The following is a 22,042-nucleotide window of genomic DNA, read 5'->3' on the forward strand; positions in this document are numbered from 1 at the left end:
AGTAACCTCAAATTAACCTTAAAATCCAGGGGGTGGCAATTTTTTTGCTTGTAAAGCCCTCTATCAAGGTATTTTATAACCTATTTAATATAAAATTTTTGACAATACGTGATAAAAATAGGAGGGGAGGAAATGATGTTTACGATTTATCCGGTTGATCATTACATTTACCAGAGGCATGTGGATAAAGTAATTCAGACGAAAAATAAAAAAACGGTAACAAGGACCAATGCAGTAAGAAAAATAAACGATACGTTAAATTTTCAACAAAATCGTGAAAAAAATCGGTTGGAATTGGAGAAAGGGACAATAATCGATGTGAAGATTTAATTCTATTAGAATTGTATAGTTTAATAAAAATTAATAAAAAAGCAACCGGAATGGAACCGATTGCATTTTTTTGCATATTTTGTTACTTATTCCCGAGTAGAAATGTTTCGTAAACGTTCCAAGCACCATTTTCTAATTCATAGATTAGATGAAAACGATCAACTTCTTCTGTGAAATCTAATTTTAATAGTCTTAGTTGTCCATAAACATCGCTATGTTCACCTTCTGATAATTCTTGCCCAACTGTAATATGAGGAACAAAAGCATATTCAGGAGGATTACCGTATTCTAGTGAATTAATATCGTCATATAATTTTTCAAGCTCTTCTGTAGGATTCACTTTTAAATAGACAACGTTATTAACCGGATGGAATGTACTAATTTTCTTCGCTGTTATAGTAAAAGGTTGATACTTTTGAGCGATTTCTTCTAATTTATTTGAGAAATCATTTAACTGACTCTCTGAAATATCAAATCTAGCTTTTAACGTCATGTGCGGTGGTATTAATGCGTAATATGGATCATATCTTTTTCGATAGGAATTAGCGAAATCTTGTAATTTTTTTGATGGATAAATTACGACACCAACTTTCATGGAAAATACCTCCTTTGCGAATTTAAACTAGAAAAGGTGCCTAATTATGAGAAAGACATGACAAAAGCACGTCTTAAATCCTTTTGCCAATATTTCCACGTATGATTACCCTCGATTTCTTCATAAAAATACTTTGCTTTTGATTCTTTCAACCGTTCGGACAATTTTCGATTTGCAGTTAAAAAGTCTGCAATTTTTCCATCGGTCATTTTCACTTCAGTTTCTTGTTTCCCAATTACATGGTAAATATTTAATAATTCCCAATTAGAAAAATGATCGACATGATTTAATACTTGTTCATCTACTAAAGGAGAATGTAAAATGACTTTTCCAAAAATATCCGGTCTATTAATGGCAGCCATTAATGATGCAGTAGCGGCAAGAGAATCACCTGCTAAAGCTCGTGCTGTCGCGGTTTTTTGTAATGGAAAATTTTCTTCAACATATGGCAAAAATTCATTAACTAAAAATTGAATATATTGCTGATGTTTTTCTCCGTCAGGATGATATTTCCTTCTTCGATCTGGCACCGATTGATACGGAATACCGAAAAAAATAAATGGTTCAATTTGAAAGTTGTTGTTTAATTCATCTAATGTTCTAGCAATTCTTCCTAATTGGAAATAATCTTTACCGTCTTGTGCGATACAAATTGGGTACTCGTTAAATGGTGTATACTCGGGAGGAAGGTAAACTAATATATTAAGTTGTTCTTGGAGATGTTCGCTGTAAATAATAAATTCGTCCACTTTCCCTTTGTTCATCTATTAGCCCCCCGTGTTTGAAAACAATTACAATTCTTATCTTAACATATTGTTTAAAAAAATAGGGAGCAGAAAGCTTTATTAAGGAAAATTTCAAAAAATTTTAATAAACTGTTCATAAGTTTTTAAAGTTAAGCCGGTGTAGTGAATCGTTTCTTTACTGGTTGTACAGCTAATATTTGTTCAATAATAAAGGAGCGAATTTGCCTCTTTTGGTAACAATAGGCAAGAATTTGTTGCTGATTAACTTTTTTAATCAAAATAGTCCGTTGCGAAATTGTTCCTTTTTTAGACTGATAAATAATTTCAACTGGTTTTTTGTCGACAGCACATTTGATTAATAGTCCTTGCAATTTATTTGCCTCCTTTATAACCGAACAGATATTCTTTTTTTCATTATAAACGAACATATATTCTCTATTCAATTATTATTTCATCTTTTAAAAAATAAATTTATTTGTCGTAAAAATAATTATTACTGTAACTTTTTACCAATCATTGTTAAAATCGAAGAATCTGGTGAAAATAATGAAAGACACAAGATATATTTATGTTGAAAAAGAAAGAGGGAAAGTTAATGAATCATTTAAAACCGGGTACGGTTGAAACTTTAACAGTTGCAAGGGAAGTTGATTTCGGATTTTTTTTAACAAACGGTAATGAGGATGTTTTACTACATAAAAGTGAGGCAAAAGGCGAGCTACAACTTGATGAAGATGTCCGTGTGTTTTTATATCAAGATAAGCAAGGGCGACTAGCTGCTACGATGGCTATCCCAGAGGTGCAATTAGGAACATATGGTTGGTGTGAAGTTGTCGAGGTTAAGGAAAGTTTAGGTGTATTCGTAAATATTGGACTTAGTAAAGATATTTTAATTCATGAGGATGATTTACCAAAATTAACAGAAGTATGGCCAGCTGTTGGTGGTCGTTTATTTATTACGCTAAAAACGGATAAAAATGGTCGTCTCCTTGGGAAACTCGCAACGGAAAATATTATGGAAGATTACTTTAAAAAGGCGGATCGGTCAATTTTTAATAAAGATGTAAAAGGGTATGTGTATCGGACATTGTATTCCGGTACGTTCATCATAACAGAAGAAGGCTATCGAGGTTTTATTCATGAAAGTCAACGGGTGAAGGAGCCCCGTTTAGGTGATAAAGTGACAGGAAGAGTTATTGATGTAAAAGAGGACGGCTCTATTAACGTTTCTTTATTAAAAAGAGTTCATGAAAAATTAACGGATGATGCAGAAATGATTTTTGCCTATTTACAAGAACGGGGAGGCAGTATGCCTTATACAGATAAAAGTGCACCGGAAGATATTGAAAAACGCTTTGCAATCAGTAAGGGTGCGTTTAAACGGGCATTAGGCAGACTCATGAAAGAAGGGAAAATTTACCAAGAAGAAGGCTGGACGTATATAAAGAAATAATGGAAAAAAAGAAGGGCTACTTTAAAGGTAGCCCTGTATTATTTTCCATTTTATTTTTCAAATGCTTCTGTTAAAATTGGAACGACCTGTTTCTTACGAGAAACAACACCTTCAAGCAATGCTGTATTGTTCTCTAATGTAACATTGTATGCTTTTTCAACAATTGCTGCTTGATTACCTAAAGCTAGTCCAACAGAATTGCTATTTAAAATATCTGTAATTACGAATAAGAATAAATCTAAACCATCTTTATTAATAGAAGCTTGAATTGCCTCTTCAACTTCAGCTTGGCGAGCAAGCACATCTTGTGGATCAACTGTATTTACTTGAGCAATCATCACTTTATGTCCAGCGATATCATATGGTTTTGCGTCCAATGTAATTAATTCTTCAGCTGTTTTTGATGAAACATCTGCACCTGCTTTTAACATCGCCATTCCATATGTTTCAATATCAACATTGGCAATTTCTGCTAATTCTTTCGCTGCTTGGACATCTTCATCTGTACAAGTTGGTGATTTGAACAATAATGAGTCAGAAATGATCGCTGATAACATTAATCCAGCAATTTCCTTTTTAATTTCAACATTATGTTCCTTATAAAGTTTGTTTAAAATCGTTGCCGTACAACCAACAGGCTCAGCACGGTAATATAATGGATCTGCTGTTTCAAAGTTAGCGATGCGGTGATGATCGATAACTTCAATTACTTTTGCTTTTTCAATATCGTCCGCACTTTGACCACGTTCGTTATGGTCAACTAGGATAACTGTGTTCGTTTCTTCTGTAACGTTTTGTACGAGACGTGGTGCATCTACATTAAAATAATCTAATGCGTATTGTGTTTCACTATTTACTTCACCAAGACGAACAGCTTCTGCGTTCATACCTAATTCTTTTTTTAATTCTGCATAAGCTATAGCTGAGCAGATTGTGTCCGTATCTGGATTTTTATGTCCGAATACAAGTACTTTATCCATATTTCTTTCAACTCCACTTCTAATTTTTTCTAAAATAGTACCAATAATATGGTACTCTAAACAGGTGATTTTAACAATATTTTACAAAAAAATGCAAAAAAGTAAAAGGAGTTAAAAAAAACAGTTAATTATTTAACTAGTTGTATGTATAATTATTATTAAGAATAAAATTAATTTTCTCTCCATTCTCTAAAATTGAACATGACGGATTTAGAATCGACAAAAAATTACAAAATTCTAGACTTTTTCACTTTACTGTGATATAAATAATTTATTAATTTTTTTAACGTAATTTTTTAGACTATTTAAATTATTTTAGGAGGTATTTTTTTTATGGCTGACAAGAAGGTTGCAGTCTTAAACTATTTTGCCATCGGCTTCATGCTATTCGCACTATTCTTTGGAGCTGGTAACTTAATTTTCCCAGCCCAACTAGGTCAACAAGCAGGTACTGAGTTTTGGCCAGCAATTATCGGGTTTTTAGTAACAGGAGTTGGACTACCATTAGCAGGGGTAATTGCAATCGGGTATTCTGGTACAAATAACTTACAAGAACTATCCAGTCGTGTTCATCCTTATTATGGTATATTCTTTACTAGTTTACTATATTTAACAATTGGACCATTCTTTGCGATTCCGCGTACAGCAACTGTACCTTATGAAACAAGTATCGCATCATTAATGGGTGGAATTGATCCAAAATTAGGATTATTTTTATTCTCAGTTGTATTCTTTGTATTAACATTATGGTTATCATTAAACCCAAGTAAAATTGTCGATCGTATTGGAAAAGTTTTATCACCAGCGCTAGTAGCTTTATTACTTGTTATTATTGTATTAGCTTTAATTAATCCAATCGATTCATTCGCAAAACCTCAAGGAGATTACGCTACAGGATCATTTGTAAAAGGATTCCTTGAAGGATATAACACAATGGATGCTCTAGCATCATTAGTATTTGCAATCATCGTTATTAATGCAGTTAAAGCAATTGGTGTGAAAAATGAAAAAGGTATCCTTCTTGCCACTGCTAAATCAGGAGTAGTTGCTGCAGTTCTTTTAGGAGTAGTTTACGTTGGAATTGCCTTCATGGGTGGTATTAGTGTTAACGAATTTGGCTATTTCGATAACGGTGGACCAGTATTAAGCGGTGTAACTGGCTATTACTTAGGTACAATTGGAAGTGCATTTTTAGCAATCGTTATGTTCTTAGCTTGTTTAACTACAAGTGTTGGACTAATTGTATCTTGTGCTGAATACTTTAACAGATTATTACCTAAATTTAGCTATAAAACTTTAGCCGTATTCTTTACTTTAATTTCATTCATTATCGCTAACTTTGGTTTAACAAACATCATTACTTATTCAATCCCTGTATTGATGTTCTTATATCCATTAACAATCGTATTAATGATTTTAACATTCGTTTCACCATTATTTAATCATTCTAGAGTTGTATATGTTGGAACAATTGCTGTTACTTTCTTCTTCGCGATTATCGATGGTTTAACAACTTTATTTGCTACAACTGGAGTGGACAACCCAGCTTGGTTACAATCAACAGTTCAATTCTTAACTGAATCACTTCCATTATATGGACAAGGTCTAGGTTGGGTGTTACCTGCTGTAGTTGCAATCGTAGTGTTCTGGATTATTAGTAAATTTGTTGCTCCACAAAAGAGTGCAGAAGTAGTAAAGTAATTAATAAATAAGCGAAAGTTTCTGTTTCCCTCCATCTTTTGGAGGGATTTTTTTGTTTTTTACGTTTATTGTGATCATCTTACGGAAAAACTGTATGAAAAATCAGCAAGTGATAGTCAGGTGAAAAAGATGATCGATTTTACATTCGTTAAATTTATTTTAGTAGGTATTGTTAATACTTGTATTGGTCTTTCCGTTATGTTTCTTTGTTTTGAACTGTTTACTTGGAATTACTGGATGTCCACTTTAAGTGGCAATGGAGTTGGAGCAATAGTTAGCTTTTTTCTCAATAAAAATTTTACCTTTCAAAGTAATGTACCGGTCTTACGGAGTTTTCTCCGGTTTATTAGTGTTTTGTTAATTTGTTATATAATTTCTTATAAAATAGGGTTAGAATTTACGAACTTTCTATTAGATGGAATAAATATTGTTAACCAATATAATGGAGAAATTGCCATTATTGTAGGAAGTGCTTTATACTCTGTTTTAAATTATTTTGGTCAACGTTATATTGTTTTTAAAAAACCTTCTACAAAAGATATTGAAGGATAATATATATATTTTGAATTTAATTTCCAATAATATTTTAAATGAATAATGAGTCTGGTGTAAAGTAAAATGTTTGCGCTTACATAATTAATTTAACTGTAATTTTCATCGTTTTCAAGGAATATAATTTATTGGATTAAAAAATAAGTATAAAGACCTATATTACTTTAATATAATAATTTGATTAGGAAGGATGGTAAAGTAGTTATATTTGAAAAAGAAGAGGAGTGGCAATGAAAGAAATCCGCTATTATGTTGTTTTGTCTCTGTTCCTTATTAGTGAAGTTGGCGGCGACTCCTGCCGGACTAGCACGAGCCGAAGACCCCACAGGAACGTAGTGACGAGGAGGCTGAGGTCGTGCCGGCGGAAAGCGTCCGCCAACAAAACGAATAATTTCATCTGATTGGTAAAAAATTTTGACTATAATCAGCTTCTTATTGGAAATTAGTTAATATCTCATCAATATCGTTTAATAAATCGTTAATTTCTTCATTTGATAAATGGACGAGTAATTGATCATATAATGTTAACACTTGACCGTCATCGTCTTTTGATTGACTTAAATATTGATACAGTTGTTGTAATTGTTTTTCTTTCATTGAAGTTTCTGTATGAAAATGTTTCACTTTTTGTAACGTGAACGTATTTTCTTCTTCATCAAAACTGCCTGAAAAAATTCTACCTTCAATTGTAGTCATTGGATACAACTCCCATTAAGTTAGTTTCTTAATAAAAGTATATCCAAATCGCTACAATCAATTATAAATTTACGCGCTTACGTCCCGTTTTGTAAAAATAGCAAAGGCGATTGCGATGAATATAACGAAATGAATTGCCAGCATGAGTAGTGAAAACTCCATTGTCATTCCTTCAATTAACACTCCACCAGATATATATTGTAATAAATCTGTATTGGCAAATAACGTATATTTAACCCAATCAAAATGCTGAGAGAGTAAACCGGTAATTGTAGGTCCTGCAAGTAAAAGGAATACGGATAAACCGATTGCTAGATTACTAGCTCGAAATGCAGCGGAAATCATAAATGCCATTGTAGCTAGAAGAATCGCGCTTGCAGAGGTTAATAAATATATCCTCATTAAATGGAATAACAGACTTTGTTCGACGACTTTGCCGTTTTCATAAGTTAAATGAATCGCGCTATGGTCGCCGAGCCCAAAGAAAATCGCACCAATTGCCGCAGCACTGGCAAATAAAAGTGTGAGCATTAACACGAGAGATAGAATTACAGTAATATATTTTGATAATAATATTTTCCAACGTTTATAGGGCTTAATAAGCAGCATTTTAATCGTACCCCAACTGTATTCGTGTGCAACGATACCAGCTGCAATAATAATGACAAACAATCCAACAAAGTTCACGATTCCTGATGACTCATCGATAAACGTCCACATTGAATAATCAAATTCAGTCGGGGGGATATTGTTTTCAAGTCGATACTCACTAATGGCTAATTCAGCTTCTAGCCAATCTCCGTACCACCCAGAATCATTATTTTTTAACTCTTCTTGATAAAAAGCGATATCCGCTTGTAAAACTTCTTTCCAGTCAGGAATTTCGTTTTCAGAGTTTAAATTCATGATCCATTGAGTTAAAAAGGCAAATAATAATGTACCTAACACGATTAATGCGAGCATAATATACGTACTTATTCTTTTAAAAAGTTTAATCCATTCATTTTTAACTAAATTAATCATGGGTTGCCACCGCCTCTTTATTGGTCATTTCTAAGAATCGCTCTTCTAGGGATTTCGATAATCCTTTTACTTCATATATTAAAATGTTTTGTTGCACTAATGCTTTAATAACTTCAGGAACTTGTTCTTTTTCTAATTGAACTTCAATACCATCTTTATTTTCTTTCACTTTATATCCTAATTCTTTTAACTGAGTTACTGCAGAGGTCATATTATCAACTTGAATGAAATATGGTCTTGTTTCCACTTCATCTTCATCGCGAACTTTTTGAATATCGATGAGTTTTCCGTGTTGAATAATCGCAAATCGGTCACACATCATTTCCATCTCCGATAAAAGGTGACTCGAAACAAGGACGGCTAAATTGTTTTCATGGGCAAGTCTTCGTAAATAGTTTCGGACTTCTTTAATCCCAGCTGGATCAAGCCCGTTTGTTGGCTCATCTAATATAAGCACCTTCGGGTCGTGTAATAAGCAAATGGCAATTCCCAAACGTTGCCGCATACCGAGAGAATACGTTTTAACTCTGTCATGAATTCGTTCAGTAAGACCGACCATTTGAATAACTTGATTGATTTTTTCCTTTGTTATTCCTTTATATAGACGAGCCGTTTGCATTAAGTTTTCATATCCGGTTAAAAATTTATAAAGCTCTGGATTTTCAACGATGGCACCAATGTTGGAGATAGCTTTTTCAAAGTCTTGTTTAAGATTAACTCCATTTATAAAAATTTCTCCACTGGAAACTTTCATAAGCCCGGCAATCATTCGGATTGTTGTTGTTTTACCAGCGCCATTCGGACCGAGGAAGCCAAACACTTCACCAGCTTTTACTTCAAAACTTAAATTGTCGATAATTGTTCGTTTGCGGATCGTTTTTGAAACATTTTTTAATTCAATTACAGGCTTCAATATTTTTCACTCTCCCAATTTTGTATTGTCATTTTAAACCACTGTAAAACAGATAAACCTTGTTCTTCTCTTAACGATTCAACGTTTTGATGATCAATGTAATGCCCTTGGTAAACCGCGATGACTTCATCTAATAAAGGTTCAATTTCATCGATTTCGTGGGTGGCAATAATAACAGTTTGTTCTTCAAAATTAATATAAGTTAGTAAACTTTTTACAATCGAATCACGGACGAGGGCATCTAGTCCTGAAAATGGTTCATCAAGTAGAATTACCGGTGCATTCCGCGCTATTGTTAGTACAAGTTTCAATCGCCCGCGATTCCCTTTTGACAATTTACGAATCTTTTTATTACCTTCCAATTGCATATCTTGTAAAAGTTGATGGGCTTTTTCTAAACTAAAGTCAGGAAACTGGGAATGATAAAAATCGACCATTTGTTTAATTGTAAAAGAGTCATAAAACATATCTAATTCCGTTAAATAAGCCACTTTGTCACTAATTTTTCTTGTCACTTTTTCATCAGAGACGGTGACTGTTCCATTGGTAGGGTAGACGAGACCGGTTATTAACTTTAGCGTCGTTGATTTACCGCCGCCGTTCGGTCCGAGTAGGCCGTAAATTTTTCCTTTCGTAAAAGTAAAGGAAACATTTTTTAATGCGAATTCATTGCCATATTTTTTCGTTACGCCATTAAGTTGAACGGTCATTATTTTTCACCTCTTTCTAAATAAGATTTTAAGCTTGCAATCATTTCTTCCTTCGAAAAACCAAGATCTTTCATCTTTTTAACAAATGAACTAATGACTTCTAATTGAATGGTTTGTTTTAACTCTGTGATAATCTCCGCATTTTCCACAATAAAGGTACCTTGCCCACGCCTAGTTTCCACGACTCCTATCCTCTCCATTTCACTATAAGTTCGTTGAATTGTATTTGGGTTTACTCCCATTTGCACCGCCATTTCGCGAACAGAAGGCAATTTATCACCGGGTTTCAATTCTTCGCGAATAATTTTTTGGAATATGTGATCAGCAATTTGTAAATATATTGGTTTTGATGTTTCGAATTCTTTTGCCAATGATGTTTACACCTCAACTTTCTTATCAAGCAACAGACAGGAGATGATATATAAGAGTACAGTTTTGATTAAATAATAAAGTTCAGTGCCTACATGAACTGGTATGGATCCTAAATCGACCTTATCTCCTTCGATTTCAAAGTAAAATTCTCCATCTATTTCAAAGGCGAAATTAAAGAAATTGTTTTCAATTAGTTGGGTTCGTTCAAATAAAAAATAGTCGATTAAGTTTAATGCGATAAATACGAGAAGAACCGCTAGCCATCTTAATTTTTTCAGTCCAGGAAATTTACTTAAAGAATGGTACACAGTCCAAAGGAAAGTAATGATTACGGCTAAAGTTACAGAAGATAAATAAAAGTAAATAATCCAGAAAATGATAATACTTGGTGATACAGTAATCTCAAAATCAGGTAGATCAAAGAATAGCACACCTAAACCTGCAAAAATGCCGATTAGAATCATGGATATTATGAGATGAATCGTTGCCATAAGAAGTTTTGCTAAAAGTAATTTGTGACTACTATTCGGGTTGTACAACCATAACATTGTTTTTCCTTCGAGATGTAAAAAACTATACATAACGATAGGAATAAAGAAAACGTGCATACTAACAATGACAAAAAGTATGAAATAAAATAAGCTACGTGAATGAACACCACCATATTTTATAATGAAAATTAAACTTGAAAATAACAGGAGCGTTAACACACAGAGCCAAGTTATAAGCCAATTTTTTGAAACGATTAATTCCTTTTTCAATAAGCCGGTAAAGGACTTCATAAAAACTACCACCTTTTAACTTTGTATTAGCGTTCTATTCGAATAGTACACTAATACAAATGGTACTGTCAATGATCTGTTGTAAATTTTTTGTAAATTATTTTTGGGGGTGGAAAATGAAAATACTTAGGAGGTTGACAAAAAGGTGAGAAAAGAGTAAAATTATAAAGATGTTTTGTTAATGATAGTTTTGTATCTTATATCTTTGTCGATAGATTTGTGACCAATAAGATCGTTCAAGTGTGGTGTTTGCTGAAGGAAGTTCCGAATGTCGCATTTGCTCCGCCCGGGAAGCGGTTCTTCATTGGATGAAACAGATCGAGGCTGAAAAGCAGTTCCCATAAATAGATTTTTCAACAAAACCGAATACAATAATGAAGATACACAAGGAAGGTGAAATTGCGCCTTCCTTTTTAATTTCTTTTTATAAAAAATGAGCATCAGAAGAAAGATTCCAATGCTCACAAAAATATTAAAATACAAGTTTCTTTTCGTTTGGTAAGAAAATGGCCAAGATGGCACCGATTAAAGGAAGAACGGATAAAATTGTAAATACGGTTGAAACACCAATTAAGTCTGATACTCCTCCTAATAATACCGAGCCAATCCCGCCAGCACCGATACCGAACCCGATGGAAAGGCCAGAAGCTAGTGCAAGGTTTTTTGGTAGTAACATTTGCATATAAATTACACTTACGGAAAAGGATGACAAGACGCTAAAACCAAACAGTAGTAAAACAATAACCATTAACCAACCTTCAACATGTGGGAAAAGTAGGGCAAATGGTGTAGCAATCATCATGGAACTAACCATTAAGCGTTTCATACCAATCTTATCGGCTAACACACCACCGAAAAATGTTCCGAGTGCTCCAGCTCCAACAAAAATAAAGTTTAGTATCTCCGATTGTTGTAATGTTAAATGACTTAAATAAAACGGTAAGAAAATAACGACACCGACTTGACACCAAGAACGTAGTAAAATGACAACAATAAGTAAAATTGAACCCCAAATATGGTTTTCCCCAGGTAATTCTTTTTTCTTCACTTGATAATTTTGGACACTTGTTTTCATCCATTTTAATAATGGAACGGTTAAGAATAAAGATAAAAAGGCAATCGGCAATAACCATATAAGTCCTTCAATTCCAGTGTACACAAGGAATAAAGGTATCATAAGTGGTCCAAAGGCTTGGCCGGCATTTCCTCCGACTTGGAAAATGGATTGAGCTAATCCTTTTTTATTACCAGCTGCAAAGTGGGTTCCCCTAGATGCTTCTGGATGGAAAATACCTGAACCTAATCCTGAAATACCAATAAAGAATAACAACCAAAATAAATTCGGAGCTATTCCTGTTAGAGCTAAACCTGCGACTGATAAAAATAAACCGAGTGCGAAAAACCATACTCGTGGTTTTCGATCGGATATCATACCAAATAATGGTTGTGAAATAGAGGATGTTAAATATGAAACTAATACAATTAAAGTTGATTCCGTATAAGTTAATGAGAAAGCCTCCTTGTACATAACAACGAGGGCAGGGATCATTCCGGTTGTCACAAGATCATTTAAAAAATGAGTGCCACTATACGTATACAAAGCTTTAGGATAAAAACCCGTTTTCAAAGTTGCTTGTTTTCCATTTGTGGCTGATTGGGTCTCCATTATATCGCCTGCTTTCACAAAAATTTAATTACATTTTAATATGAGTCAGATAATTTTGCCATTAATATAGATTGGTTAAATCAGTTTGAAAGTTTTAGTTACTAAAATTGTAGAAAGAGAATTTTTTCGTTAAGGTGGTGGCGGCGACTCGCAAAAATGTATTACATTTTTCCTGCGGTGCATATTCAAGGAAGAAAACTCAGAATCCTGCGGGACTAGCGTGAGTCTTGAGACCCCGCAACCGAGCTTGCGAGGTGAGGAGGCTCAGAGCAGCCCCTAGGAAAGCGTCCGCCACCGAAACGAAAGTAGAGAGATTAGAAAAGATTTTATTTTTTTTAAGAAAAACTGACAAGTAAATTCCCAGTTCTACATATTTTTAAACATATTGACAATTGTTGTACGACAGTTGTCGAACGTTTTTAAAAGGTATTTTTTCTCCCTCGTCGAAGTTTACAAAATAAGATAATTAATTTGGACAGTGTTTTGATTTCGTAAGGGAGGTGCTTTTATTGAGTTGGAAAATTAGTGATTTTACCGAACAAGTTCAAAAGGCAGTAAACGATGCAAAATTAAATCGAAAAACGATCTCAACTTGGTTCAATAAGTTAGAAAATGAACACATCCATTATATTAAGCGAATTGATGAGACGGGTGAGAAAATTTATGAAGAATTAGATTTAGAAATTGCTATATATATAAAGGAAAGACGGAATGAAAAAGCCCCTTTAAAAATCATCTTCTCAGAAATTAAAGAACGGTTTGATGTAAGGCCGGTTCCTCACGAAGAAAAGCAAACAAGTAATCATGATTTATTTCTTCAAGTATCAGAAAACTTACTTCAACAGCTTGATTTAAAAGGCATGAAAAAGGAAATTATTCAAGAAATTAAAGCTGCATATGAGGAGGTAGCTGCAGCCCAACTAGCCCATATTGTCCAATCTTATGAATCGATTATTGAACAATTACCGGAACAGGAAGATTATGAAAAGGAACGGGAAAGACGATTCCAAGAGATGGTGTTAAAAAGACGGGTCGAATATCAATTAGAAAAAGAGGCGATTTTACTCTGGACTTCCCAACCTGAAAGTGAACGTTATCGTAGGGTAGGATGGTTCCGTAAAGAAGAGGACATGTTAAAACGAGATTTATTTGTAAAAGAATATGTAACGAGCAATTTTGCTGAACGGCTAAAAAGAGAATTGTTTTATGAAAAGTTACAAGAAAGGGACGTTGTTGGCGAGATAGATGTATTAACACCCGCCATCACCCAGTAATAAAAAAGGAGCTAACCTAATGATTTAGGAAGCTCCTTATTATAATGAAAAATTAACGACCATGTATCCCTTTTTCATGTTGGATTTGTTTTAATTTTTCCGGGGTTACATCATTATTGTCGTCATCGACTACTTTTAATCCTTCTATTGTATTGCGCATTCCGAAGCGGAAGTTTTCAATGTATTTTTTTCTTAATTCAATTTGTTCTTTTTGTTCCGCGAGGGTGAGCCCTTCCGTCTTAGCCTTCCTTGCCAATTCGTTGATACGATCTAGTTGAGGTTTTGGTAACATATAGACACTCCATTCAAACAAGTTTTCTCATTGACTTTTATTATCTCTATTTTGAACGTAAATTACCAATGAAAATATTCAGGGAGGCTAAAATTTTTCTTCTTTAGTTTCATTCAACTTATAATAATGTAAAAACTGATCGATACTTTTGTCTTCTAGGATAATCTTTTTTGTCTTTTTCATTGCTGTTTTTATTTTCTTTAAATCGTGCTTATCGAGTTCAGGACATTCTGGGTTTGTTTTCATCCAGGTATATTCTTCATCTGTAAACATTTTCGTTTCACTGTAACAATTTGGACATGTTAAATAGGATTTATATTTTGGATCGATGAGGAGCTGTAATTCTTCTTGATATCGTCGATGGAATTTACCACATGAATCACAAAAATACAAAGTATTCATCTCATCTAATTCTATTTTTCTTGCATGAATTCGTTTTGAAATCATATATGTCGTGAACATACTCAGAAGGATGAGGGGTAAAGTATAGATGATTAGTCTCATAGCGCTCACTCCAATATTTTCTATACTTTAACTGTAACAAAAAAAGCACAATGATGGTATAAAAAAAGACGGGAATTACCCGCCTTTTATCCGTTTAATTCGTTTTTTAACCACGTACGGAGATCGATATAATTTTCTTCAGTCACATAATGCCCTGCTTGATAACTTTTGAATGTAACGTTTGCTTTCGTTTTTTCAAGAAATGCGTGGCTATCCGTTGCTAGTTGATAAGGAAGTACGGGGTCTTGGATGCCGTGGGATACGAATAAATTAAGTTTTTCAAAGGTTTTCGTTCCGTGTTCTTCTTTTATAAATGGTGGGATATACCCACTTAAGGCGACAACCCCTTTGATCCGACCGTAATTTTGAATAGCATAGGACATGGAGACGATTGAACCTTGACTAAATCCTAATAAGAAAATTTTTTCAGAATCTATCGGATATTTTTCTTCAGCATATGTAATAAAGTTTTCTAAACTATGTAATGCATTGTTAACTGTTTCACGATCTGGTGAGCCGATTGTTTGAAATGTAAACCAAGCATAACCCGGTGGGTGATTGATAGGCGCCCGGAGGCTAAAAATAAACATTTCTTCTTCAAAACCATCAAGAAGTGGAGGTAAATCACGTTCATTACTTCCCATCCCGTGCAACATAAAAACGACAGGGTATTTTTTACCTTCTTCTATATTAGTAGGTTTTAGAAGTTCATAATAAAGTGGTGCAGTCATTCGTTTCATCCTTTCAAGTGAAATGATAGCTTGTTATAAATTATAGTACCAATAAAAAGCGGAGAGGCAAAGTTTTATGGATATAAAAAAAGCTATCTCCTTTTTCAGAGATAGCCAAGTGAATAACTAAACTATGAAAATTGATCCGTGTGTACAATTCGAAAATTTGCCTTTGTTAATTCTTCATGTATTTTTTCTAATATACTTTGTTGAATATCTTTCGGTAAAGTTATGACGATTTGTCTAACGAATTTATCACTGTGTAATGTGATTAAAGATTGAATCGAGGTATGTTTACTTATGATTGCCGTCAATTTTTTTAATGTATTATCAAAGTCATATACACCAATTGTTAACATATGACCTTTTGTATGAACACCTAAGGCGTCTTCAAATATTTCCATCACTTTTGAATGGGTTAGTATCCCGGCAAATTCTCCTTCCGAATTAACAACGGCTAAAAATGGCAGTTTTTTAATCGTAAAAAATACACGGAAGAAGGGCTCATCTTCGTGGACGATCGCATCCACATTATCCGCTATGTTTAAAACGGAATCGTCTAATGAACCTTCATATTTAAATATATCAATTTCATATACATTTCCTAAAAATCTTTTCTCAGTTTTATCTAATATAGGAACACAACGAAATCCAGTTTCCTGGAGAAATTGTTTAGCCTCCTTTATAGAAAATTCTTCCGTTACATACTTCACAAAAATACGATCTAAGTAGTTATTCCGGACTTGCATATCATCCCCACCTTTAAAAGTTAATATATTATATATTTACGTGTTTTAAAAAAATTCCATTTCTATATAGAAGTATTTTTGATAAATTAAGTTGCTAACGGACTACGCCCAGTTTATAAAAATATATATGAAAAAAGGTTGTAAGCAATTCATGTAAAACATGAAACTTACAACCTTTTCTTTTTTACCAACGTAATCCGACTAGCATACTACAACATGAAATTTCCTCAGTCGAGTTATTGAATTCAATTTGAATCGCTGAAGGAGTGAACCGTACTGTATATTTAATGCTAATTCCTGTTGATTTTATCAGTTGTTCTACTTTCGCTTGATCTGATTTTTGCGCTGCATCCATTACGGCATAAGCAAATTCAGTCGAACTGATAATGTGATTAATGAATAATGTTACTTCCTTCGTTAAGGCTTGGAATTGTCTTGCCGATTTTTCAAAACCCGCCGTATCAACGGGTGGGAAGTTTTGACGGCCAGGATAAAAATTGTATGGGGAGTAGTAGTTTGTATATGGCCATACATACTGGTACGGCATCTCCCATGTATACGGGTAGTATCCATAGTTTGGATAAGGAAAATGGTGCGTCATAAATTCTCCTCCTCATGAATCACAGACTAATTTATTGTATGACCTTGAGTTTGGAAGGGTTAAAATTTTAATCTTTTATTATTTTCTTTATTTTAATAATATAAGTTTGTTAATAATACGCACTTTAAAATACTATACAACGTACATTATAATAATTTCAGGAGTTGATCAAAGTGAGTGAGGTGAAAAAGTGTCTTTCATGAGGTTGCTGAAGGACAAAAGGTAGTAAATTTTGAGAAAAAGTGTCCTTCATGAGGTTGCTGAAGGACAAAAGGTAGTAGATTTTAAGAAAAAGTGTCCTTCATGAGGTTGCTGAAGGACAAAAGGTAGTAGATTTTGAGAAAAAGTGTCTTTCATGAGGTTACTGAAGGACAAAAGATAGTAAATTTTGAGAAAAAGTGTCCTTCATGAGGTTGCTGAAGGACAAAAGATAGTAAATTTTGAGAAAAAGTGTCCTTCATGAGGTTGCTGAAGGACAAAAGATAGTAAATTTTGAGAAAAAGTGTCCTTCATGAGGTTGCTGAAGGACAAAAGTTGTTAAATTTAGCGAAGAACTGTCTTTCATAATCGTTATGAAGGACAAAATCCTGTTGATAAAAGTATTATTTGTCCTTCATCACAATTTACCGTTACTAGAATCAACTTTTACTACTAAAAATTATAATTTTTCTTTAACGGATTTTAGTTTCCCTTCCATTGAATGTTCTTTATCCCGTCTCTCATCAATGCGGATATTTGTGCAAACTCGTTGAATTCCATGGTTAAACGGTACTTCATGAAGTAATTGAGCTAATTTCAACAATTCCGCTAAATCTGCTTCAATCAAAGTACTCATTGGTGTTAATTGATATTTAATGTCACCTTCGTACTGTTCCAACACCTTTTGTATATCGGCGACATATTGACTTACACTTGCAGTCTCGGTTCCGACTGGAATAACTGTAATATCTATAATTGCCATTGTTTTCCCTCCTAATTATGTAAACATGCTTATTATAACAAAAATAAATAGGAAAAATAATTTATCTCCTACAAAGTTAACTTACATATTTCAAAATAATGGAAACTTATCTTAATTATTTTGTAAAATCAACTTGTAAGTAGATTATTAGATACATATACCTTTGTGAGGTGGGTTCATATGGTGTGCTTAGATAATAAATTAAAAGGTAAAATGTAGGTGGCTTATATATGATTAAAAAGTTAACAAGTGATAAACATAAACAACCATTTAAAGGATTTTTCACTGCAACGCGGGTTCAGCCGAGTGATATATTTGATGAAGAAACTACTGATCCAGCCTTTGGTCCACTTGCTATTATTGACCATGCAGTCATGAAAAAGGGACTAACGATAAAAATGCATGAGCATAAAAATGATGAAATATTAAGTTATGTTTGGAAAGGGACTTCTTATCATCGGGATTCAAAAGGGTTTGAAGTGCCAATTTCAGCTGGAAAATTAATGATGATGAATGCGGGTTCTAGCTTTTGGCATGAGGAAAAAGTGAAGCTGCATGATGAAGAAGATGTGGAGATGCTGCAAATATTTGTAAGACCTCGGGAAAGTGACCTTGAACCGATGATTCAGTTTCATGAAAAGGAAACAGACAACCGGAATTGGTATTTAATGGTTGGGCCTGAAAATAGTGAAGCGCCATTAATTGTACGACAGAATGTGTACATATTTGATGTGCATCCGAAAAAAGGGGATCGATTAGACATACCCAAAATCGAGGGCTACTTACCATTTTTATATGTTATGCGTGGAACGATAGGGGTTAAAAATACTATTGTTCAGAAGTTTGAAGCAGTAACAGATTTGGAAGCGCCATTGCCACCGTTTGAAATAATCGAAGATGCGGTAGTTTTATTATTTTTAGTAGACATGGATGCGCCAATGTCGATGGCTGGAACAATAAGTGGTATGAAGAAAATTTAATGTAAATAGTAAAAAAGCAAACGTCAAAATGACTAAAATCCCTTGAATCATTAATGTGCCCAATGCAATCGTATTGATTATTTCAAGATTGAAGAAACAAAAGAGCCATCTACTGGGGTATTCCAGCCGAATATTCCGGTTATTGGATGACACCGTTAGCTTTAGCTTCTGGTGTTGGTGCGGCCTTAGGTGGAGCATTAGTTGATAAGCGGGGGCCGATTTACCCAAACAGCTGCCCTATCGGGGTATAATGGTTTATTTTATACGACAGTAGTCATATCAGCCCTTGTAATAATCATGGCCATTATTTTAAATAAAAATATGAAAAATAGTAAAGCGACTCCATAGAATGGAAAGTGAAATGTGTCAATGGTAGACTGTTCATTTTATACATGATGATTGAAAAAATAGTAGTACAACCTGAATTTAGGTCGTACTACTATTTTTAATTACTAACCATGTTGATGATAGTTAATTCGTGCCATCTGATGAATTAGGTAAACTCAGGTTATGCATCTAAATCCAATTTTCTTTCTACTTGCCCAATTAGATGCTTTTTCCCCTTAACACATAAAATTGCAATAAGGCTGATAAATGCTGTGAATATCATATAAAAAGCGACCGGAATGAAAGAATTATTAAATTTTGCTAATAACGCTGTTGCCACTAATGGTGCTGTACCCCCTGCAATGGCTGCTCCAAGTTGATAACCTAGAGAAATCCCGGTATTACGAATTTTTGCGGGGAAAAATTCTGACATCATTGTACCTTGAACAGCATTAAGTGATCCCCATATAAACCCAAGGCCAATCACGGTTGCTAATATAAGTAAAAATACGGACCCTTGTTGTAATATCCAAAAATATGGAAAAGCATAAATCATTGTTGCAACAATTCCGAATAAGTAGATTTTCTTCCTTCCAATTCGATCTGATACATGACCTATGATTGGGATCATAATGGTAGCGATTAGAGCCCCAATTACAACCGCATTTAAGGCTTCCGTTTCACCAAACGATAACTGGTTAGTTGCATAGGACACAATAAATGTACCAAATATGTAGAATGGTGCTGTTTCTACTACCTTCACACCCATTGCGATTAAAACTGCTTTCCAATGATATTTTAATGTGTCTGCAATGGGGAGTTTGGAAATTTCCCCGGCTTTTTGAGCTTCTTTAAATGCCGGAGTTTCATCAATACCTTTGCGAATCCATAATCCAACTAATACGAGACCAGCACTTAATAAGAAAGGTACACGCCATCCCCAACTCATAAACTGATCATTTGGAAGTAACGTCATCACTGACATAACAAGAGAACCTAATATTAAACCGATTGAAATCCCCATTTGTGGAACACTACCGAACAATCCTTTTTTATTTTTTGGTGCATATTCAACGGCTAGTAGAACAGAACCGCCCCATTCACCGCCAAGTGCCAAGCCTTGAATGAATCGTAAACATGTTAAAAAGATGGGAGCCCAAATTCCAATGACTTGATAAGTTGGAAGTAACCCCATACCGAAAGTTGATAACCCCATTAAACTTAATGTTAATACCAACGTCTTTTTCCGACCTAGTCGATCACCGATATGACTGAAAACAACTCCACCAATGGGGCGTAAGAAAAAGGCAATAGAAAAGGAAGTATAAGCAATTAGCAAGCCGACGACGGGATCTTCATTAACGAAGAACAGTTGATTAAAAACTAAAGAAGCAACGGTTCCGTATAGAAAGTAATCAAACCATTCAATTGCACTTCCTATTAAACTTGCAGTTAGTACTCTTGCATTATTCATTATTATCACCTCTAAAATAGAAAAAATTATAGTAAACCGCTTTCAATAAATGTTAGAAAAAAAAGTTGATGAAATTTTTACCAACTCATCTGATGACCTGAATATCTTGTGATTAGATATTACCATTTGTTACAAAAAATGTAAATTATTTTACGAATAATTCAAAAAGATAAAATGTTTAATTTTGCAGTTATGAATCGTAGTACGATAAAGTTCAATTAAGAGATGGGGAATCTACTATTACAAATTTATGCAAAAAAGCGTATAATCGAAAAGGGAGTTGAAGTAATATGAATAAAAAAGATATCGCGAATATTCGTAAACAGTTTAAATTGAATAATGATTTACTGAGAATTAAAGAAATCTTTAATGTTTATGTGCAGAAGGAAACGGGAGAAATATATTTTCATGTAAGTCAACCGTTTCAATTAATAGAACAAGAAGCACAAGAATTATTTTTAAAAAATTTTAAAAAGGTATTAACGGGACAACTTGATTCGAAGTTATTTGAATTGAAATTTACCCAACATCAAGAAAACCCTGCTCAAACAACGCTTTATGAAGGATTGCAAGCTCGCACAACTGAAGAGTGGAAGGAATATATGCTTTCCATTGTAGAAAAAATGTACGCGAAAACGGTGTATTCCTTTGATACGGTCGTGACCTTTATTCGGGGAGAATACCGTAAACCACAACGAAAAAAGAACTATGAACTGGAAGAAGATGGAACAGAAGAAACGTACGCAAGTCAATTTATACTTTGCTCTGTTAATAAAATTGATCAACCGAAGAAAACATTATTATTTGATTATGTTGAAAAAACGTTTAAATCGAGTAATGATGTTGATCCGATTATCAATTTAACCTCACCACTATCAGGCTTTTTATTCCCGGCCTTTAATGACAATGCAGCGGATGTAAACCATATTTTATATTATACTGGTAAAGCAAATCATCCTGATTATCAATTTATTGAAGAAGTATTACATTGTGAAGAAATACTTACGGCACAAGATGATAAGGCGATCTTTGAACATATTTTAAAAGAAGTCGTAGGCGAGACTGTAGAAGCAGAAGTTATTTCAAATGTGTATGAAGAACTCGACCGCATCATTGTTGAAAATGAAGAAAATGAAGAGGCGGAAGATAGTGAACCACCGACAATTGATTCGAAAGATATTGAAAAAATATTAACGGTAAGTGGCGTCGAAAATGTGAATACGGAAATTGTTGAACATGCGATTAAATCGGTTCTTGATGATGAAAAACATGAATTTAAAGCGAATAGTTTAATACCGAAATCAATTAAAATTGAAACAAAAGTGGCAGACCTCACAATCAAACCAAAAGATTTACGAAATATGAAATATATTATGTTTGAAGGTAAACGTTGCCTTTTACTAGAGATTGATGATGATGTGATTGTTGAAGGTTTTAAACTAGAAGAAGCAAAACTTTAAATACGATAAAAGGTGTTGCTCAATGCATGGGCAACACTTTTTTTGCTTAAAAAACTAGTGAACTTGTAAAAATTAAACGATTATTAAATTAAGCCGATATATAATGTGAGACTAGAATCGTCATTTTACTAATTTTTTCCTTCTAATTTTACAAATAAGTTAAAATTTCC

At 33.8% G+C, this 22,042-nt stretch carries 25 protein-coding genes and 1 pseudogene; 8 read left to right on the plus strand and 18 right to left on the minus strand.

What is annotated here, in order from left to right:
• Window positions 1-132 precede the first annotated feature (132 nt).
• Window positions 133-330, plus strand: coding sequence for a hypothetical protein (locus GW534_RS11730; protein WP_161921209.1), 198 nt, complete (start codon window positions 133-135; stop codon window positions 328-330).
• A gap of 82 nt (window positions 331-412) precedes the next feature.
• On the opposite strand, the gene GW534_RS11735 is transcribed toward GW534_RS11730, so the two are convergent.
• The 3 genes from GW534_RS11735 to GW534_RS11745 form a co-directional block, all read right to left on the minus strand.
• Window positions 413-925 carry a 2'-5' RNA ligase family protein gene (locus GW534_RS11735; protein ID WP_161921210.1) on the minus strand — a complete coding sequence of 171 codons (513 nt, stop codon included), beginning with the start codon at window positions 923-925 and terminating at the stop codon, window positions 413-415.
• A 44-nt stretch (window positions 926-969) separates the two neighbouring features.
• Window positions 970-1,689 (minus strand): alpha/beta hydrolase, encoded by a 720-nt coding sequence (locus GW534_RS11740; protein WP_161921211.1) that lies wholly within the window; start codon window positions 1,687-1,689, stop codon window positions 970-972.
• A gap of 131 nt (window positions 1,690-1,820) precedes the next feature.
• On the minus strand, window positions 1,821-2,042 hold the full coding sequence (locus tag GW534_RS11745) for a WYL domain-containing protein (RefSeq protein ID WP_161921212.1): 222 nt from the start codon (window positions 2,040-2,042) through the stop codon (window positions 1,821-1,823).
• A 224-nt stretch (window positions 2,043-2,266) separates the two neighbouring features.
• Here GW534_RS11745 and GW534_RS11750 point away from each other — a divergent pair, with 224 nt between their 5' ends.
• Window positions 2,267-3,124: a CvfB family protein gene (locus GW534_RS11750; protein ID WP_161921213.1), complete on the plus strand. Its 858-nt coding sequence runs from the start codon at window positions 2,267-2,269 to the stop codon at window positions 3,122-3,124.
• 50 nt (window positions 3,125-3,174) lie between these two features.
• On the opposite strand, the gene GW534_RS11755 is transcribed toward GW534_RS11750, so the two are convergent.
• On the minus strand, window positions 3,175-4,104 hold the full coding sequence (locus GW534_RS11755) for a manganese-dependent inorganic pyrophosphatase (RefSeq protein ID WP_161921214.1): 930 nt from the start codon (window positions 4,102-4,104) through the stop codon (window positions 3,175-3,177).
• A 333-nt stretch (window positions 4,105-4,437) separates the two neighbouring features.
• Between GW534_RS11755 and brnQ the strand changes: the two genes are divergently transcribed.
• The gene (gene brnQ / locus GW534_RS11760; RefSeq protein WP_161921215.1) at window positions 4,438-5,805 is read left to right on the plus strand and encodes a branched-chain amino acid transport system II carrier protein; all 1,368 of its coding nucleotides are present in this window, start codon (window positions 4,438-4,440) and stop codon (window positions 5,803-5,805) included.
• A 129-nt stretch (window positions 5,806-5,934) separates the two neighbouring features.
• Complete coding sequence (locus tag GW534_RS11765; protein WP_161921233.1) at window positions 5,935-6,357, plus strand: GtrA family protein; 423 nt, start codon at window positions 5,935-5,937, stop codon at window positions 6,355-6,357.
• A gap of 432 nt (window positions 6,358-6,789) precedes the next feature.
• On the opposite strand, the gene GW534_RS11770 is transcribed toward GW534_RS11765, so the two are convergent.
• The 7 genes from GW534_RS11770 to GW534_RS11800 form a co-directional block, all read right to left on the minus strand.
• Window positions 6,790-7,053 (minus strand): hypothetical protein, encoded by a 264-nt coding sequence (locus GW534_RS11770; protein ID WP_161921216.1) that lies wholly within the window; start codon window positions 7,051-7,053, stop codon window positions 6,790-6,792.
• Window positions 7,054-7,122: 69 nt separating this feature from the next.
• The gene (locus GW534_RS11775; protein ID WP_161921217.1) at window positions 7,123-8,076 is read right to left on the minus strand and encodes an ABC transporter permease; all 954 of its coding nucleotides are present in this window, start codon (window positions 8,074-8,076) and stop codon (window positions 7,123-7,125) included.
• Window positions 8,069-8,989, minus strand: a complete 921-nt coding sequence (locus tag GW534_RS11780; protein ID WP_161921218.1) for an ABC transporter ATP-binding protein — start codon at window positions 8,987-8,989, stop codon at window positions 8,069-8,071. Before GW534_RS11780 ends, GW534_RS11775 begins: the two co-directional genes overlap by 8 nt.
• Entirely contained in the window at window positions 8,986-9,699 is a 714-nt protein-coding gene (locus GW534_RS11785; RefSeq protein ID WP_161921219.1) for an ABC transporter ATP-binding protein, read from the minus strand. The genes GW534_RS11780 and GW534_RS11785 overlap by 4 nt, the downstream gene beginning before the upstream one ends.
• Window positions 9,699-10,070 (minus strand): GntR family transcriptional regulator, encoded by a 372-nt coding sequence (locus GW534_RS11790; protein ID WP_161921220.1) that lies wholly within the window; start codon window positions 10,068-10,070, stop codon window positions 9,699-9,701. Before GW534_RS11790 ends, GW534_RS11785 begins: the two co-directional genes overlap by 1 nt.
• A 6-nt stretch (window positions 10,071-10,076) precedes the next feature.
• The gene (locus tag GW534_RS11795) at window positions 10,077-10,853 is read right to left on the minus strand and encodes a hypothetical protein (RefSeq protein ID WP_161921221.1); all 777 of its coding nucleotides are present in this window, start codon (window positions 10,851-10,853) and stop codon (window positions 10,077-10,079) included.
• Window positions 10,854-11,325: 472 nt separating this feature from the next.
• Complete coding sequence (locus GW534_RS11800) at window positions 11,326-12,519, minus strand: MFS transporter (protein WP_161921222.1); 1,194 nt, start codon at window positions 12,517-12,519, stop codon at window positions 11,326-11,328.
• A 509-nt stretch (window positions 12,520-13,028) separates the two neighbouring features.
• On the opposite strand from GW534_RS11800, the gene GW534_RS11805 reads away from it, so the two are divergent.
• Window positions 13,029-13,793, plus strand: coding sequence for a hypothetical protein (locus tag GW534_RS11805; RefSeq protein ID WP_161921223.1), 765 nt, complete (start codon window positions 13,029-13,031; stop codon window positions 13,791-13,793).
• Window positions 13,794-13,845: 52 nt separating this feature from the next.
• On the opposite strand, the gene GW534_RS11810 is transcribed toward GW534_RS11805, so the two are convergent.
• The 6 genes from GW534_RS11810 to GW534_RS11835 all read right to left on the minus strand — a co-directional run bounded on the left by GW534_RS11810 (window position 13,846) and on the right by GW534_RS11835 (window position 17,631).
• Window positions 13,846-14,085, minus strand: coding sequence for a DUF896 family protein (locus GW534_RS11810; protein ID WP_161921224.1), 240 nt, complete (start codon window positions 14,083-14,085; stop codon window positions 13,846-13,848).
• Between the two features lie 87 nt (window positions 14,086-14,172).
• Window positions 14,173-14,589: a hypothetical protein gene (locus GW534_RS11815; protein ID WP_161921225.1), complete on the minus strand. Its 417-nt coding sequence runs from the start codon at window positions 14,587-14,589 to the stop codon at window positions 14,173-14,175.
• An 86-nt stretch (window positions 14,590-14,675) separates the two neighbouring features.
• Window positions 14,676-15,320, minus strand: a complete 645-nt coding sequence (locus GW534_RS11820) for an alpha/beta hydrolase (protein WP_161921226.1) — start codon at window positions 15,318-15,320, stop codon at window positions 14,676-14,678.
• 131 nt (window positions 15,321-15,451) lie between these two features.
• On the minus strand, window positions 15,452-16,069 hold the full coding sequence (cbpA, locus tag GW534_RS11825; RefSeq protein WP_161921227.1) for a cyclic di-AMP binding protein CbpA: 618 nt from the start codon (window positions 16,067-16,069) through the stop codon (window positions 15,452-15,454).
• A gap of 184 nt (window positions 16,070-16,253) precedes the next feature.
• Window positions 16,254-16,670 carry a hypothetical protein gene (locus tag GW534_RS11830; protein WP_161921228.1) on the minus strand — a complete coding sequence of 139 codons (417 nt, stop codon included), beginning with the start codon at window positions 16,668-16,670 and terminating at the stop codon, window positions 16,254-16,256.
• 658 nt (window positions 16,671-17,328) lie between these two features.
• Window positions 17,329-17,631, minus strand: a complete 303-nt coding sequence (locus GW534_RS11835; protein ID WP_161921229.1) for an MTH1187 family thiamine-binding protein — start codon at window positions 17,629-17,631, stop codon at window positions 17,329-17,331.
• Window positions 17,632-17,861: 230 nt separating this feature from the next.
• Between GW534_RS11835 and GW534_RS11840 the strand changes: the two genes are divergently transcribed.
• Window positions 17,862-18,611, plus strand: a complete 750-nt coding sequence (locus GW534_RS11840) for a pirin family protein (RefSeq protein ID WP_161921230.1) — start codon at window positions 17,862-17,864, stop codon at window positions 18,609-18,611.
• A 110-nt stretch (window positions 18,612-18,721) separates the two neighbouring features.
• Window positions 18,722-18,832, plus strand: a pseudogene (locus GW534_RS16495) (hypothetical protein); the annotation flags it as partial.
• Between the two features lie 287 nt (window positions 18,833-19,119).
• On the opposite strand, the gene GW534_RS11845 reads toward GW534_RS16495, so the two are convergent.
• Complete coding sequence (locus GW534_RS11845) at window positions 19,120-20,412, minus strand: MFS transporter (protein ID WP_161921231.1); 1,293 nt, start codon at window positions 20,410-20,412, stop codon at window positions 19,120-19,122.
• A gap of 290 nt (window positions 20,413-20,702) precedes the next feature.
• Here GW534_RS11845 and GW534_RS11850 point away from each other — a divergent pair, with 290 nt between their 5' ends.
• Entirely contained in the window at window positions 20,703-21,872 is a 1,170-nt protein-coding gene (locus tag GW534_RS11850) for a DUF4317 domain-containing protein (RefSeq protein ID WP_161921232.1), read from the plus strand.
• The last annotated feature ends 170 nt before the right edge of the window (window positions 21,873-22,042 follow it).

It is taken from the genome of Pallidibacillus pasinlerensis (assembly GCF_009996845.1).
GTDB lineage: Bacteria > Bacillota > Bacilli > Bacillales > Caldibacillaceae > Pallidibacillus > Pallidibacillus pasinlerensis.

What these genes read in the sequence shown, in the direction of transcription:
- GW534_RS11815 (WP_161921225.1), bottom strand. Translation starts at nt 14,589, where the DNA reads ATGAGACTAATCATCTATACTTTACCCCTCATCCTTCTGAGTATGTTC.
- GW534_RS11840 (WP_161921230.1), top strand. Translation starts at nt 17,862, where the DNA reads ATGATTAAAAAGTTAACAAGTGATAAACATAAACAACCATTTAAAGGA.
- GW534_RS11810 (WP_161921224.1), bottom strand. Translation starts at nt 14,085, where the DNA reads ATGTTACCAAAACCTCAACTAGATCGTATCAACGAATTGGCAAGGAAG.
- GW534_RS11765 (WP_161921233.1), top strand. Translation starts at nt 5,935, where the DNA reads ATGATCGATTTTACATTCGTTAAATTTATTTTAGTAGGTATTGTTAAT.
- GW534_RS11800 (WP_161921222.1), bottom strand. Translation starts at nt 12,519, where the DNA reads ATGGAGACCCAATCAGCCACAAATGGAAAACAAGCAACTTTGAAAACG.
- GW534_RS11750 (WP_161921213.1), top strand. Translation starts at nt 2,267, where the DNA reads ATGAATCATTTAAAACCGGGTACGGTTGAAACTTTAACAGTTGCAAGG.
- GW534_RS11850 (WP_161921232.1), top strand. Translation starts at nt 20,703, where the DNA reads ATGAATAAAAAAGATATCGCGAATATTCGTAAACAGTTTAAATTGAAT.
- GW534_RS11795 (WP_161921221.1), bottom strand. Translation starts at nt 10,853, where the DNA reads ATGAAGTCCTTTACCGGCTTATTGAAAAAGGAATTAATCGTTTCAAAA.
- GW534_RS11785 (WP_161921219.1), bottom strand. Translation starts at nt 9,699, where the DNA reads ATGACCGTTCAACTTAATGGCGTAACGAAAAAATATGGCAATGAATTC.
- GW534_RS11735 (WP_161921210.1), bottom strand. Translation starts at nt 925, where the DNA reads ATGAAAGTTGGTGTCGTAATTTATCCATCAAAAAAATTACAAGATTTC.
- GW534_RS11835 (WP_161921229.1), bottom strand. Translation starts at nt 17,631, where the DNA reads ATGGCAATTATAGATATTACAGTTATTCCAGTCGGAACCGAGACTGCA.
- GW534_RS11820 (WP_161921226.1), bottom strand. Translation starts at nt 15,320, where the DNA reads ATGACTGCACCACTTTATTATGAACTTCTAAAACCTACTAATATAGAA.
- GW534_RS11845 (WP_161921231.1), bottom strand. Translation starts at nt 20,412, where the DNA reads ATGAATAATGCAAGAGTACTAACTGCAAGTTTAATAGGAAGTGCAATT.
- GW534_RS11770 (WP_161921216.1), bottom strand. Translation starts at nt 7,053, where the DNA reads ATGACTACAATTGAAGGTAGAATTTTTTCAGGCAGTTTTGATGAAGAA.
- GW534_RS11830 (WP_161921228.1), bottom strand. Translation starts at nt 16,670, where the DNA reads ATGACGCACCATTTTCCTTATCCAAACTATGGATACTACCCGTATACA.
- GW534_RS11740 (WP_161921211.1), bottom strand. Translation starts at nt 1,689, where the DNA reads ATGAACAAAGGGAAAGTGGACGAATTTATTATTTACAGCGAACATCTC.
- GW534_RS11755 (WP_161921214.1), bottom strand. Translation starts at nt 4,104, where the DNA reads ATGGATAAAGTACTTGTATTCGGACATAAAAATCCAGATACGGACACA.
- GW534_RS11730 (WP_161921209.1), top strand. Translation starts at nt 133, where the DNA reads ATGATGTTTACGATTTATCCGGTTGATCATTACATTTACCAGAGGCAT.
- GW534_RS11775 (WP_161921217.1), bottom strand. Translation starts at nt 8,076, where the DNA reads ATGATTAATTTAGTTAAAAATGAATGGATTAAACTTTTTAAAAGAATA.
- cbpA (WP_161921227.1), bottom strand. Translation starts at nt 16,069, where the DNA reads ATGCAAGTCCGGAATAACTACTTAGATCGTATTTTTGTGAAGTATGTA.
- brnQ (WP_161921215.1), top strand. Translation starts at nt 4,438, where the DNA reads ATGGCTGACAAGAAGGTTGCAGTCTTAAACTATTTTGCCATCGGCTTC.